The sequence below is a fragment of the Salmonella sp. 741265050_HSA genome, from assembly GCF_046569445.1.
Taxonomy (GTDB): domain Bacteria; phylum Pseudomonadota; class Gammaproteobacteria; order Enterobacterales; family Enterobacteriaceae; genus Salmonella; species Salmonella enterica.
The window spans coordinates 693,569-707,782 of record NZ_JBKFSV010000001.1; the positions used below are offsets into that span (position 1 = coordinate 693,569).

At 48.8% G+C, this 14,214-nt stretch carries 15 protein-coding genes and 1 pseudogene; 8 read left to right on the plus strand and 8 right to left on the minus strand.

The genetic code is table 11. From position 1 onward, the window contains the following. Nucleotides 1-97: 97 nt before the first annotated feature. Nucleotides 98-250, plus strand: a pseudogene (locus ACLD4F_RS03380) (tyrosine-type recombinase/integrase); the annotation flags it as partial. Between the two features lie 105 nt (nt 251-355). Then, complete coding sequence (ttcA, locus tag ACLD4F_RS03385; RefSeq protein ID WP_001156210.1) at nt 356-1,291, plus strand: tRNA 2-thiocytidine(32) synthetase TtcA; 936 nt, start codon at nt 356-358, stop codon at nt 1,289-1,291. A gap of 43 nt (nt 1,292-1,334) precedes the next feature. Here the strand turns inward: ttcA and dbpA are convergent, their stop codons facing one another. The 4 genes from dbpA to smrA form a co-directional block, all read right to left on the minus strand. Continuing rightward, a complete protein-coding gene (gene dbpA, locus ACLD4F_RS03390; protein WP_000123685.1) occupies nt 1,335-2,708 on the minus strand; it encodes an ATP-dependent RNA helicase DbpA in 1,374 nt (457 codons plus the stop codon). A 486-nt stretch (nt 2,709-3,194) separates the two neighbouring features. Then, on the minus strand, nt 3,195-4,178 hold the full coding sequence (gene zntB / locus ACLD4F_RS03395; RefSeq protein ID WP_411010672.1) for a zinc transporter ZntB: 984 nt from the start codon (nt 4,176-4,178) through the stop codon (nt 3,195-3,197). 145 nt (nt 4,179-4,323) lie between these two features. After that, nucleotides 4,324-5,478, minus strand: a complete 1,155-nt coding sequence (locus tag ACLD4F_RS03400; protein WP_000945615.1) for a methyl-accepting chemotaxis protein — start codon at nt 5,476-5,478, stop codon at nt 4,324-4,326. Nucleotides 5,479-5,888: 410 nt separating this feature from the next. Beyond that, nucleotides 5,889-6,452 carry a DNA endonuclease SmrA gene (smrA, locus tag ACLD4F_RS03405; protein ID WP_001046799.1) on the minus strand — a complete coding sequence of 188 codons (564 nt, stop codon included), beginning with the start codon at nt 6,450-6,452 and terminating at the stop codon, nt 5,889-5,891. A gap of 257 nt (nt 6,453-6,709) precedes the next feature. On the opposite strand from smrA, the gene ogt reads away from it, so the two are divergent. The 3 genes from ogt (at nt 6,710) to uspE (ending at nt 9,271) form a co-directional block, all read left to right on the plus strand. Next, entirely contained in the window at nt 6,710-7,225 is a 516-nt protein-coding gene (ogt, locus tag ACLD4F_RS03410) for a methylated-DNA--[protein]-cysteine S-methyltransferase (RefSeq protein ID WP_000945036.1), read from the plus strand. Nucleotides 7,226-7,420: 195 nt separating this feature from the next. Then, nucleotides 7,421-8,173, plus strand: a complete 753-nt coding sequence (gene fnr, locus ACLD4F_RS03415) for a fumarate/nitrate reduction transcriptional regulator Fnr (protein WP_000611914.1) — start codon at nt 7,421-7,423, stop codon at nt 8,171-8,173. Nucleotides 8,174-8,323: 150 nt separating this feature from the next. Continuing rightward, nucleotides 8,324-9,271, plus strand: a complete 948-nt coding sequence (gene uspE / locus ACLD4F_RS03420) for a universal stress protein UspE (RefSeq protein ID WP_001262138.1) — start codon at nt 8,324-8,326, stop codon at nt 9,269-9,271. 54 nt (nt 9,272-9,325) lie between these two features. Here uspE and ACLD4F_RS03425 read toward each other — a convergent pair whose 3' ends face one another. Then, on the minus strand, nt 9,326-9,580 hold the full coding sequence (locus tag ACLD4F_RS03425; protein ID WP_000605645.1) for a DUF2534 family protein: 255 nt from the start codon (nt 9,578-9,580) through the stop codon (nt 9,326-9,328). 238 nt (nt 9,581-9,818) lie between these two features. Here ACLD4F_RS03425 and ACLD4F_RS03430 point away from each other — a divergent pair, with 238 nt between their 5' ends. Beyond that, nucleotides 9,819-10,850, plus strand: coding sequence for a mechanosensitive ion channel family protein (locus ACLD4F_RS03430; RefSeq protein ID WP_000493665.1), 1,032 nt, complete (start codon nt 9,819-9,821; stop codon nt 10,848-10,850). An 81-nt stretch (nt 10,851-10,931) separates the two neighbouring features. On the opposite strand, the gene ACLD4F_RS03435 is transcribed toward ACLD4F_RS03430, so the two are convergent. Beyond that, on the minus strand, nt 10,932-11,534 hold the full coding sequence (locus ACLD4F_RS03435) for a helix-turn-helix domain-containing protein (RefSeq protein ID WP_023202497.1): 603 nt from the start codon (nt 11,532-11,534) through the stop codon (nt 10,932-10,934). A 43-nt stretch (nt 11,535-11,577) separates the two neighbouring features. Here ACLD4F_RS03435 and ACLD4F_RS03440 point away from each other — a divergent pair, with 43 nt between their 5' ends. Together ACLD4F_RS03440 and ACLD4F_RS03445 are read left to right on the plus strand one after the other, a co-directional pair. Next, a complete protein-coding gene (locus ACLD4F_RS03440) occupies nt 11,578-12,264 on the plus strand; it encodes a B3/4 domain-containing protein (protein WP_411010673.1) in 687 nt (228 codons plus the stop codon). A 27-nt stretch (nt 12,265-12,291) separates the two neighbouring features. Then, nucleotides 12,292-12,630 (plus strand): antibiotic biosynthesis monooxygenase family protein, encoded by a 339-nt coding sequence (locus tag ACLD4F_RS03445; RefSeq protein ID WP_000051812.1) that lies wholly within the window; start codon nt 12,292-12,294, stop codon nt 12,628-12,630. Between the two features lie 106 nt (nt 12,631-12,736). On the opposite strand, the gene ACLD4F_RS03450 is transcribed toward ACLD4F_RS03445, so the two are convergent. Then, the gene (locus ACLD4F_RS03450) at nt 12,737-13,294 is read right to left on the minus strand and encodes a redoxin family protein (RefSeq protein WP_172497058.1); all 558 of its coding nucleotides are present in this window, start codon (nt 13,292-13,294) and stop codon (nt 12,737-12,739) included. Nucleotides 13,295-13,389: 95 nt separating this feature from the next. After that, complete coding sequence (locus ACLD4F_RS03455) at nt 13,390-14,214, minus strand: ZirS family two-partner secretion-like system exoprotein (RefSeq protein WP_411010674.1); 825 nt, start codon at nt 14,212-14,214, stop codon at nt 13,390-13,392.

Below are 14,214 nucleotides of genomic sequence, written 5' to 3' on the forward strand. Positions count from 1 at the left end.
ACGCAGCAGCGCCTGAATTTCAGTTGAGCCCGTCACTTCTTAACGGGCCTGGCTACATGATGTATACAGTTGACAATATCCGAAGGTACTATCTCTATTAAAACGTGCTGGCATTCGTCGCCGTAATCCGTACCATACGCGACATACTTTTGCCTGCTGGCTGTTGACGGCAGGAGCGAACCCGGCATTTATCGCCAGCCAAATGGGGCATGAAACTGCGCAGATGGTGTATGAAATTTACGGTATGTAGATTGATGACATGAACGACGAACAAGTAGCGATGTTGAATGCGCGGTTATCGTAGTTGCAAAGTTTGCCCCCAATTTGCCCCATTTAGTACCAGAGAACTGAAATAATGCAAGAAATTCAAAAGAATACAAAGAAAGAGCAATACAACCTCAACAAGTTGCAAAAGCGCCTGCGCCGTAACGTTGGCGAAGCGATTGCCGATTTTAATATGATTGAAGAAGGCGATCGCATTATGGTTTGCCTTTCTGGCGGCAAAGATAGCTATACGATGCTGGAAATTTTACGTAATTTGCAGCAAAGCGCCCCGATCAATTTTTCACTGGTCGCCGTCAATCTCGATCAAAAGCAGCCAGGTTTTCCGGAGCATATCCTGCCAGCCTACCTTGAGCAGCTGGGCGTAGAATATAAAATCGTCGAAGAAAACACCTATGGCATTGTGAAAGAGAAGATTCCGGAAGGAAAAACCACCTGCTCGCTGTGCTCGCGTTTGCGTCGGGGTATCCTGTATCGTACTGCGACTGAACTGGGCGCGACCAAAATCGCCCTGGGCCACCATCGCGACGATATTCTGCAAACCCTGTTTCTGAATATGTTCTATGGCGGAAAAATGAAAGGGATGCCGCCGAAGCTGATGAGCGATGACGGCAAACATATCGTGATCCGCCCGCTGGCTTACTGCCGCGAGAAAGATATTATCCGTTTTGCTGAGGCCAAAGCCTTTCCTATCATTCCTTGTAATCTGTGCGGTTCGCAACCCAACCTGCAACGCCAGGTGATTGCCGACATGCTACGCGACTGGGATAAGCGCTATCCTGGACGGATCGAGACGATGTTTAGCGCCATGCAGAATGTCGTGCCGTCTCACCTTTGTGACACTAACCTGTTCGATTTCAAAGGAATCACTCACGGTTCCGAGGTCGTCGACGGCGGCGATTTAGCGTTCGATCGTGAAGAGATTCCCTTGCAGCCCGCTGGCTGGCAGCCGGAAGAAGATGACACCTCCTTAGAGGCGTTGCGGCTTGATGTTATCGAAGTGAAATAATCTGCAGGCGTCTCAGCACTCCGCTGAGACGCCATACTATCGATCATTTTAATAGCCGTACCCGGCATGACTTGCCTTTGATCTTCCCGTTTTGCAACTGCTTCCAGGCTTTTTGCGCTACTGCTTGACGTACGGCGACGTAAACGTGCATTGGATGCACGTTAATTTTGCCGATATCCGCCCCGTCTAATCCAATATCGCCGGTCAGCGCGCCCAAAATATCTCCCGGACGCATTTTCGCTTTTTTGCCGCCGTCAATGCATAGGGTAGCCATCTCTGCGGCCAGAGGGAGTAACGGCTGCCGGGCGGGCGCATTCAGCCAGTTCAGCTTGAGTTGCAGCATTTCTGAAAGAATATTCGCCCGCTGCGCCTCTTCCGGCGCGCAGAAACTGATCGCCAGACCGCTGCTTCCCGCGCGCGCCGTACGGCCAATACGATGGACATGCACCTCCGGGTCCCAGGCCAGTTCATAGTTAACCACCAGTTCGAGCGATTTAATGTCTAATCCTCGCGCGGCAACGTCGGTGGCAACCAGAATGCGCGCGCTACCATTTGCAAAACGCACCAACGTCTGGTCGCGGTCGCGTTGTTCCAGATCGCCGTGGAGCGCCAACGCGCTTTGTCCTACCGCATTAAGCGCATCACAAACGGCCTGACAATCTTTTTTGGTATTGCAAAACACCACGCAGGACGCTGGCTGATGCTGGCTAAGCAACGTTTGTAGCAGCGAAATCTTTTCATGCGCAGACGTTTCGAAGAACTGTTGTTCGATAGCCGGTAGCGCATCTACCGTATCGATTTCAATACGTATTGGCTGCTGCTGTACACGACCGCTAATCGCCGCGATGGCCTCAGGCCAGGTTGCTGAAAACAACAACGTCTGGCGCGTCGCAGGCGCAAAGCGGATCACCTCATCAATGGCGTCACTGAATCCCATGTCCAGCATTCGGTCTGCTTCATCCATTACCAGAATATGCAGCGCATCCAGCGATACGGTTTCTTTTTGTAAATGATCCAGCAGGCGCCCCGGCGTCGCGACAATGATATGCGGAGCGTGCTGAAGCGAGTCGCGCTGTGCGCCAAAGGGTTGCCCGCCACACAAGGTCAGAATTTTGGTATTTGGCAGAAAACGGGCCAGGCGACGTAACTCTCCGGCAACCTGATCCGCCAGCTCCCGCGTCGGACAAAGCACTAACGCCTGTGTCTGGAACAGAGTGACGTCAATTCGATGCAAGAGCCCAAGACCAAACGCCGCCGTTTTGCCGCTACCGGTCCTGGCCTGCACACGCACATCATTACCCGCCAGAATGACGGGTAATGCTGCGGCCTGAACAGGCGTCATCTCAAGATAGCCCAGCTCAGTAAGGTTATTGAGCTGGGCGGCGGGCAAAACATTCAGGGTTGAAAAAGCGGTCACAATTTACTCTCGCGGTAACGACTCATAGTCAGCAGGCGCGTATCCTCGCAGATCCGGACGTTTGATGCGACATTTTAATCGGTTCTTCGTCCGGCGGCGGGTCGGGCATCGGCTGAGGACGGGGAAGCGGCTCAGGAATGGGAACAGGGTCAGTGGGAATCGGGTCCGACAAGGACGAGTGTAGATATAATAAGGTCAAAAGACAGCTCATATTACCCTCCAGAATGTCATTCAGACTCTTAAAGGGTAGACGCTGATATCCTACAGGCAAAAAAAAGCCGACTAATCTAAGCCGGCGTCGTACGAATCAATTGTGCTATGCAGTAATTCAAAAAAGGAAGTAAGACAATATGGAGCGCAACGCCCATCGCTTGACGTTGCATTCACCTGCGAGAGAGATATTGCCCCGAATAGGTAGATGGTTTATTGACTTCGCTCAAATTTCTCGGCGTTTTTTCATTCGAAATGGTCTGAAAAGCGCTTTTGTTACAACCATTTACTGCGATGCAACCATAAAGTAACACCACCGATCAGGACAACTAACAGAATACAAAACAGAGAAAAGCCGAACCGCCATCCGCCGCCAGGAATACCGCCCAGGTTAACGCCAAATAACCCTGTTAAAAAGGTGCTGGGCAGAAAAACCATCGCCATAAGCGACATGGTATAAGTTCTGCGCGCCAGAGACTCCTGCATTACCTGGGCAATTTCATCCGCCATGATGCCAGTACGCGCGATACAAGCGTCAATTTCATCCAACCCCCTTCCCAGCCTGTCGGCGATATCCTGCATTCTTCGCCGGTGATCGTCGCTCATCCACGGCAGCCGTTCACTCGCAAGCCGGGCATAGATGTCGCGCTGCGGCGCCATATAGCGGCGCATAACAATTAGCTGTTTACGTAGCAATGCGAGGAAACCGCGCGGTGGGATTTGCTGGTCGAGAAGATTATCTTCCAGATCGATAATTTTATCGTGTAGCTCTTCAATAAATTCACTGGCGTGATCGGTTAACGCATCGCACACATCCACTAACCAGCCGCCGCAATCTACGGGCCCGGTGCCCTCCTGCAAATCACTGACCACATCGTCCAGCGCCAGAACCTTTCGCTGACGGGTAGACACAATGAATCGCTCGTCCATATATAAACGCATTGCTACTAATTGATCCGGGCGTTCGTCAGTACTGCCATTAATACAGCGCAGCGTAATGAGCGTCCCTTCCCCCATACGACTTACGCGCGGGCGCGAGCTTTCACCAGCCAGCGCATCACGCACGTTATTGGGGAGTAAAGGCGTTGAAGCCAACCAGCGGGCGCTGTCCGGGTGGGTATAATTAAGATGTAGCCAACAGGGATGCTGACTATCGATCACATCATTATCTTCGAGCGGTTTTACTCCACCACGACCATCCAGTAGCCATGCGAAAACGGCATCCGGCACGTTCACATCCGATCCCTTAATGGCTTCCACAGCGCCTCCACGTTACAACTCTCATGCCGTTAGTCTAGCTTTCGGGAAAGGTTAATCAATCTCTCATTTTCTCATTGCGCAAAAAGAATGACGGGAACGTGCGAAAAAAGCGCCTTAGCAACAGGCGCTTACCAAACATGTATTATCAGGCCTGGCCGCGCCTGGTGATGGTCGAAAGAGGTGATACATGAGAGCGCGACAGCGCATGTTCACTGTAACCCGGCAGGCTTAAACGAAATTTGTCGGTTTTAGTCTGTAACTCGATCACCTGCGCCTTTAAAACATCCGAAGAAGCAGATAACGCTTCAACCATTAAAACATTGCTATGGGTTGCGCTTTCCAGATCGCTCAACGCCAGGGTTATCTGGTTAATGCCTTTTTCCTGCTCCCGCGTGGTGGTGGAAATTTCACTCATCAGCACGTTTAATTGCCCGGAGCCGCCAACAATCTCCTGCATATTTTTTTCAGCCTCCTGCACTATGGCGGCCCCCTGCCGCACATTGTCATGCGTAACGTCGATCAGCGCCTTGATATTTTTTGCCGCCTCAGCGCTACGATGCGCCAGATTACGCACTTCCCCGGCCACCACGGAGAAACCTTTTCCATGATCGCCCGCCCGCGCAGCCTCTACCGCCGCGTTAAGCGCCAGAATATTAGTCTGGAATGCGATACCGTCAATCAATGAAATAATCTCCGTCATCTGCGAGGCACAGTCGGTAATAGAACGCATATTTTCTGTAACCCGCACCATTAATTCACCGCCTTTACGGGCGCATTGGGTTGCACAATCCGCCTGTATGCTCGCCATTCGGGTATTATCCGCATTGTTTTTGGTACTCGCCGCCATTTCATCCATACTGGCGGCAGTTTGAATTAACGAGGCCGACTGCTGTTCCGTCTTTACGGATAGCGACATACTGCGCGCCGCCAGTTGTTCGGAAAGGGTCATTGCCGTTTGCGAAGAGGATCTGATTTCACGTACCAGCGCGGAAATATTCTCCGACAGGCTATTAATCCCGGGGATGAGTCGCCCGGCGCAATTATTGCCAAATTCGGAGATATGAATAGACAAGTTTCCTGCTGCGACCTCTTCAATACTTTTCTTCACGGTATTAATTGGCACTACCAGATAGCAGGTCATATACCACCAAAGCAGTAATGCCGAGATCAGATAAATGATATTACACGTAATTAAAATAGGGAGATCGTGCAGAAAAGCTATTTGTAAAGTATCCACCAAAAGAAACGTACATACCATGAATAGAATAATGCATGTCCTGACGCTGATATTTCTCAACATTTTTGACGGCCTACAACCAGGATAGGAGACAGGTTTTATTTTTATAGCATTTCAGATATCTATTGCCATTCGTTTCTTTGACATTCTCCATATTCAATACCAGACCATCGCCATTTCCCTTAGTGCAACAGATAAAATCACCTATATTCGCTATGCCAGGATATTCATCCATCCATATTGACAAGTGATGTACTTGTCACCATTTTCTGCTTAACAGTTAAGTCGAAAGCCAGTATATTTTAATAGACGCTTAAATAAGCGAATGACTGTTTCTGCGTGTTATTACCGCGGACAGCGTTATCGCCCGTTCTCTTGCAGAATCCTGAGCATTTGGATGAGGCGTTATATCAGGCATAAAATCGGGTTCGCGCGAGCTTGCGCTGGCGGTCCTGTCCGCCAGCGGCAACGATTTACCGACTACGCTTCGCATGGCGCTCCCAGTTATCCTGTTTAGCCTGCACCGTTTTACGTAACGCGACATAACATGCCCCGCCGCCGCCATGGTGCGGCAGCGCCGAACAATAAGCCTGTACATCCTCAAACTCTGTCAACCAGCGGGCCACATAGCTTCGGACGATATTGGCATGCGACTTCGCCTCTCTCCCTTTACCATGAATGATCAGGACATTACGCAACCCCTCTTTCTGCGCCTCCAGGATAAAACGAAACAGCATTTTTCGGCACGTTTCGACCGGCTGGCGTAACAAATTGAGGCTGGCCTGCTGAGGGTATTTCCCACTGCGTAACTTGTCGATGACACCCTGCTGCAATCCTTCCCGACGAAATTCCAGCGGTTCATTCAGCGGCAGAATATCCAGAAAGCCCGTCGTCAGGAAATTATCAAGCTGAAGCGTGTCGATACGCTGGGGCGTTTTAAGATTACGCGTTGGCTGCCAGTGTACATCAGTATGGCGTTTCAGCGGCTGGACATCCTCCATGGCGTCAAGAAACAGCGCTTTATCGTCAAGGTTCATGGTTCATCCTCCAGCGTTTTTGCGACTGCCGTTATCATAACCGTGCCCTGTTATAGCGACAACGGTTTACAGTTATTTCCAATAACAGCGACAATGTAAGGCAATTAACCGCCTCGCCCGGCTCTCTTTTTCTCCGCCAACGATATTACTGGCGCTAAATGTGTTATCCCTGACTATCTTTTAAGGAGTATGGTTGCGGGTATTCCTGGCATGATATCTTGTCTCTTACGTTAGATTAAGACGATGTGAGAGAACGGATGCTGAGATTACTTGAAGAGAAGATAGCCACGCCATTAGGACCGTTATGGGTGGTTTGCGATGAGCAGTTTCGACTGCGGGCCATTGAGTGGGAACAGTACCGCGATCGTATGGAGCAACTGCTAAATATCCACTACCGTCACGAAGGCTATGAACGCGTTTCTGCGACTAACCCCGGTGGACTCAGCGATAAGCTTGCAGATTATTTTGCAGGCAATCTCGCCGTAATTGATACCCTGGAAACCGCCACGGGGGGCACGCCTTTTCAACGGGAAGTATGGCAGGCGTTGCGCGCTATCCCCTGCGGGCAGGTGATGCACTATGGTCAGCTGGCGGCGCAACTGGGACGACCGGGCGCCGCACGCGCAGTCGGTGCTGCGAATGGCGCTAACCCCATCAGTATTGTTGTTCCCTGCCATCGCGTCATTGGGCGTAACGGCACTCTGACCGGATACGCCGGTGGCGTGCAGCGAAAAGAGTGGCTATTACGCCATGAAGGCTATCTTTTATTATGAATATACAGGCAAAAAGTGCCTTATCGGTCACACTTTTATGTAAAGCAACAACAAATAAATTACGTATTTTCAAATAGATAAAAGTATTCATCAAACTTATACTTGAATTATTCCTTCTCCGGGATAGCTCAGACTTACGCGCTCACCAAAAAGATGTTAAAATTGACAAATATCAATTACGGCTTGAGCAGACCTATGATCCCGGAAAAGCGAATTATACGGCGCATTCAGTCTGGCGGTTGTGCTATCCATTGCCAGGATTGCAGTATCAGCCAGCTTTGCATCCCGTTCACACTTAACGAGCATGAGCTTGATCAGCTTGATAATATCATCGAGCGCAAAAAGCCCATTCAGAAAGGGCAAACTCTGTTTAAAGCAGGTGATGAATTGAAATCGCTCTATGCTATCCGCTCCGGAACGATTAAGAGCTACACCATTACCGAGCAAGGCGATGAGCAGATTACTGGATTCCATTTAGCAGGCGACCTGGTGGGTTTTGACGCCATTGGCAGCGGTCATCATCCGAGCTTTGCACAGGCGCTGGAAACCTCAATGGTATGTGAAATACCCTTTGAGACACTGGATGACCTGTCCGGCAAAATGCCTAACCTGCGTCAGCAAATGATGCGTCTGATGAGCGGTGAAATTAAAGGCGATCAGGATATGATCCTGTTATTGTCGAAGAAAAACGCCGAAGAACGTCTGGCTGCGTTTATTTACAACCTGTCCCGCCGCTTTGCGCAGCGTGGTTTTTCACCGCGTGAATTCCGCCTGACGATGACCCGTGGCGATATCGGCAACTATCTGGGCTTAACAGTCGAAACCATTAGCCGTCTGCTGGGACGTTTCCAGAAAAGCGGTATGCTGGCGGTGAAAGGTAAGTATATTACTATTGAAAACAGCGATGCGCTGGCGGCCCTCGCCGGTCATACCCGCAACGTCGCTTAAACGTCAGCTAAACCATTGATGTTATCTTCTGCCATATCGTTAAATTTTTCTCATTTATTGATCTGGCAGAAGCGCTTCCTCTGTTTCATTCACCATATTTGAGTTACTCTTTAGTTACAAACTGCGATGACAGTTGTAAGGAGACCCTGTATGGCTATGTATCAAAATATGCTGGTGGTCATCGATCCCAATCAGGACGACCAACCCGCATTACGGCGAGCAGTTTATTTGCATCAACGGATTGGCGGCAAAATTAAAGCTTTCCTGCCTATTTACGATTTCTCGTATGAGATGACCACCCTGCTTTCTCCTGACGAACGCACCGCAATGCGTCAGGGCGTAATAAGTCAACGCACAGCCTGGATACGTGAGCAGGCGAAATATTATCTTGAAGCCGGTGTCCCCATTGAAATTAAAGTGGTCTGGCACAATCGTCCCTTTGAGGCCATCATCCAGGAGGTTATCGCCGGCAGTCACGATCTGGTGTTGAAAATGGCGCATCAGCACGATCGACTGGAAGCGGTCATTTTTACCCCTACCGACTGGCATTTGCTGCGTAAATGCCCAAGCCCCGTGTGGATGGTCAAAGATCAGCCGTGGCCAGAAGGCGGCAAAGCCCTGGTCGCCGTGAACCTGGCAAGCGAAGAGCCCTATCACAATGCTCTCAACGAAAAGCTGGTAAAAGAGACCTTACAATTGGCGGAGCAGGTTAATCATACCGAAGTACACCTGGTCGGCGCCTACCCCGTTACGCCAATCAATATCGCCATTGAGCTGCCGGAATTTGATCCCAGCGTGTATAACGACGCCATCAGAGGCCAGCATTTACTGGCGATGAAAGCGCTGCGCCAGAAATTCAGCATCGATGAAAAAGTTACGCATGTAGAAAAAGGCTTGCCTGAAGAAGTTATCCCGGATCTTGCCGAACACCTCCAGGCGGGGATCGTTGTGCTTGGCACCGTTGGACGTACCGGACTCTCAGCCGCGTTTCTGGGGAACACGGCCGAACAGGTCATTGACCATCTGCGCTGCGACCTGTTAGTCATTAAGCCTGATGAGTATCAAACACCGGTGGAACTGGACGACGAGGACGATTAATCCCTCTTCCGTCCTGCCGGATGGCGCTGCCATCCGGCCAATACCCTATTCCTGTTACTCATCTCCGCCGAGGAAATAGATCCCCAAAGGAATCGCCAGCAGAATAGTGAACACCAGACTGTAAACGAAAATCATTGCCGACTGAATGGCATACATAGAGCTTGTCCACTCGGACAGTGGAATATGATATTGCTCAATCACACCGCCGATAGTCGCGCGCGTTACCACCGATGCCGCAACGATAAACACTGCCAGCAGGCATAACAGAAATTTTTTCCCCTTCGCCGATTTCAGCTTCATCATGATCATAGTATTGTCCTTTACAGATGACTTTGTTACCTGATGGCAACAATACCATGACAATCACGCGATGTCTGCTCTAGAAAACGTGACAATGTATTTACATAAAAAGTAAACCGCTGAGATTAAAGCTGATAGCACTATTTCTTCTTTTTACTTATCGATGATCTACGCGTTTATCCTGGGTAAAATACCTGTTAATCAGGTCATTCTGAGCTGTTATCGTAGGAAGGAGCGGAAAACAATAATGTTCACTGAATTTTTTCTCAAAAACGCATTTAATCTGGCGATACTTTTCAGTTGCGGTATGGCGTTGCTGGTCGTGAGATTTTGGCTCAGCCGTAACGTACAGTGGAAGAAAGGATTCACGTTCCATGCGGCACAGTTTTTTATTTACGCGATTATTATTGGAACCATCGGGAGCATCCTGAATAATGCTATTGAAGATTATAATTTGCGTTTTATCTCTTCCGGGGTCATTGATTTTATCTGCACCTCGCTCATTGCGCTTATTCTGACGATAAAACTTTTCCTGATTATTAACCAATTTGAAAAAGCACAGGTCAATAAAGGTAGAGATGTCACCAGTACCCGTATTCTGGCACGGGTCATAAAAATAACCATTATTGTCGCGATTGTCTTACTGTATGGCGAACATTTTGGCATGAGTCTGTCCGGTCTGCTGACCTTTGGCGGTATCGGCGGTATCGCTGTTGGTATGGCGGGCAAAGATGTCCTGAGCAATTTTTTCTCCGGTATTATGCTCTATTTCGATCGCCCCTTCAGTATCGGAGACTGGATTCGTTCTCCTGACAGAAATATCGAAGGTACGGTCGCCGAAATCGGCTGGCGAATTACGCGAATTAACACATTCGACCACCGCCCGTTGTACGTGCCTAATTCCGTCTTTTCATCCATTAGCGTTGAGAATCCGGGACGGATGACCAACCGTCGAATAAAAACGGTTATTGGATTACGTTACGAAGATGCCGACAAAATTGGCCTCATTGTTGACGCTATCAGAAACATGCTGCAGGCGCACAGAGATATCGATCAGAAACAGACGCTGTTGGTCTATTTTAATGAATTCGCCGACTCTTCGCTGAATATTATGGTGTATTGCTTTACCAAAACAACAGTATGGCAGGAATGGCTTGCCGTACAGCAGGATGTTTACCTGAAAATTATTGCGATTGTCCAGGAAAACGGCGCTGACTTCGCCTTCCCAAGCCAGACGCTCTATATCGATGACCCGGAGGCCGCGCCTGCGACAAAATAAAAGATAGCCGGTGCCCGATAACGATTATCGGGCACCGAGGCTTCCCTGTCCGGATGACGGGTTGTTAGCGCCTTACGGTGATCAACGGCTCTTTTCATTCACCGTCATGGTAAATTCAAGTACCTCATTAGTGTCGTTAACGTAGGCATGAGGCATGTCGGTTCTGGCTACAGCGGAGCAGCCCTCCCGAATAATAAAGCGTCTACCATTGACTGTTAATGTCAGTGTTCCCTGATTAACAAACAGTAATTCACAGGTGTCTGCCGGATGCCCTGCCGATTCAAACTGTTCACCAGGATGCATTATCCATTGCCAGAGTTCCAGCATATCCGGCCCGCTGGTTCCCGCCATCAGTTTTGCGCTGCCGCCTTTCTCGCCGCGCCACAACACCGGAATAGCATCCCGGTCGATAAGATGGACCATCGGCTCGCTGGCGACGTTGACAAAATCCGCCACGGACACTCCCATTGCCGCCGCGATCTTACATAACAGCGCAATGCTTGGATTGGCTTTACAGCCTTCAATTTCCACCAGCATTCCTTTACTGACGCCGGAACGCCGCGCAAGCTCATCCAGCGATATCTTTTTTTGGCTACGAAATTGTTTGATACGTTGGGAAACAGCTGCATTTATTGTGCTGACGTCGGCGCCCGCCGTGGTCGATAAGTTGACTTTTTTGGTCATTGGTCGATATCATAGAAGAAAATAGTCATTACAGGATTATGCGATGTCTTCTATGTTACCGTCAATCAGCCCGGAACTGGCCCGTATCGCTCCCGGCTTTCGTGCAGTAAGTATTAATGTTATTGCCGCTCCGATTCGCGATGCGCAGGTCGGAGAAATCGCGCTAAAAGAGGCCTGTCAGGCCGTAATTAACGGCCAACCGGCGTGGGCACAGGCGCATATAGACGCCTGGAATGCAGTGTTTAAAGCATTCGGCGCAAAACCAAAGCGCACCCCCTGCTCGGCTGAAGCGCTACGAAAACGCGTGTTGAAGGATGGAACAATGGCGGCGCTGGACCCGGTCGTTGATCTTTATAACGCGGTGAGCCTGCGCTATGCCGTACCGGTAGGCGGCGAAAATAGCGCGGCTTATTGTGGATCGCCGCGGCTGGTTTTCGCAGACGGTAGTGAAACATTTGATACCCTGAAAGAAGGACAACCCGCCACCGAGTCGCCAGAACCGGGCGAAGTTATCTGGCGCGATGACAGAGGCGTCACCTGTCGGCGCTGGAACTGGCGTCAGGGAGTACGTACCCGACTAAGCGCTTCAGATAAAGCGATGTGGTTTATCCTTGAAAGCTTGCCGGAAATGCCGGTTGATGAATTGTACGCGGCAGGAAACATGCTGACTGACGGCCTTGAAAAAATGATGCCAGGTTTACGTTTTGAATCCACGTTGATAGGTGTTTGATTGATATTGCGTAACAGGAGAAATACCATGTCGCTGTTTCTGACAAGTTTTATTTTCGAAAAAAAAGAGTACGACGAAGAGTTTTATCAACTGGATGGCTGGATTGAGCGCTATACGCAGTCTATTGATGGCTATATTGGGATGGAAAGCTATACCGATGCCGCCAGCGGAAGAATGGTTAATAATTATTACTGGCAGACCCGCGAATCAATGGAGCTATTGATAAATAATTTACAGCACCAGCAGGCCAAATCACAAAGTCATAAGTGGCTTTCCGGTTACCAGACGATTATTGCAGAAATTCAGGGGTGCCATAACGTTAACCTGCCCCATCCGCTGGCATCATTTTCAGTTCCTTATGCGTGATGCAATAGTATATGTGTTAAATGTGGGGGCACTACAGGAGGATGCCTGCGCCCCTGCATTGCCGGTTATTCGGTTCTCTGTGCAGGGACGGTGCTGATATAAGTGATTAGTAAACAGGAAGATGAGTGATATCTCGTGGTACAATAACACGCGTAACCACATTATTTTCATCGCACTCTATCAACGCTCTGGCAAAAATACTGAGCTCATTAATTTTCAGCCCGGAATTATCCAAAAACTGGCGGCAAGCGTAGTCAGAAACAAAGGTTATGCCGGGATGAATATCATGTTCCCGAATAAAACGGGCCTGAGCAAATGGCGTATCCATACTCAGCACATATACCGCCCGGTTTGAGTGGCTACCCGCTGATTTAAGGCGGTCACTATAGTCTTTTACCTGCCATTCACAAACCGGCGTATCCAGTGACGGGACGACAATAATCCGCTTTTTTATCCCCGGGATACAGTAACCCGGTAATAAATTATGGCTCACCAGCCTCTTTGTGCAGGGTAATGGTTCGCCTTCAGCCAGTATACCGGGTTTGAGGGTCAGCTGCGTTTTGCCAAAGGTGACAGCGTGTTCCTGACCCAATGAGATATAATCTTGTGTTGTTGCTGGTGTCATAAAAACTTCTCCTTTTAACGTTTGTATTATTTTAGCCATAATAATTATTTAGCAATCTACTAAAGAACCAAGTTAACATCCATAATAAGAGCAGTGAAATAAAAGCCAACCCATTATTCATTGCTGTTTTTACTCTACTTTTTTATTGTCCCGGAGATAGTAAATTTATCTTTAATCAATTCCCCAAAATATTTATATGTCAATTTCAACTCTCCATTTGAACCTCCATTATAAGTTACCGTCTGAAGATACTCTCCGGGATTACCCCCGGCTTTGATATCGCATCGACTATTCCAACTTCCTATTGGAAAATGCCCACACTGGAGATTGAGATTAGATATGGGGTTATTATTTATATCTTTAACAATAATTTTCACAACAGCACTCTCTCCTGGCATCAGTAAAGATTTATCTGCACTAATGACAGATAAATCTTTACTCAATTTAACTATACGTTTTGTTTCAATAGAATGGAGTTCAGAAACCATCGGCACAGGCGTATATCCTGGTGCTGAGACCATATCTGTTTCGTTATAATGCTCAATTCTTATCTTCGAACCTACATTATCCTCGCTGATAACAATTTCATATTTACACGGTTTTTCACGTAGAAGCTCATGCTGTGAGTCATCTTTCTCAACGCGATAATACGTACATACTGTGGTAGCCGTTTCATTAGCTTGATATTTTTCAGCATCAAGATCACTGACTCTCCCAACCATTCTTGCTTTTAAAAGCATGCCTGGTATAGGTATATATGATTCAAAATATCCATAATATCCATTCAATTCCAACCCATAATCACTCATCGGCGAACCAGGCCTGTGCCCAACGCTCGGCGCCGTAGGTGGAGAAAACATCCCGACGGTTGCCGCGGACGTTGTCGACGAATCCGCCAAAACGCTTATCGGCACAGTCGCCAGAAGCAGGCTATAGATAATAAGATTATGTTTCGACAT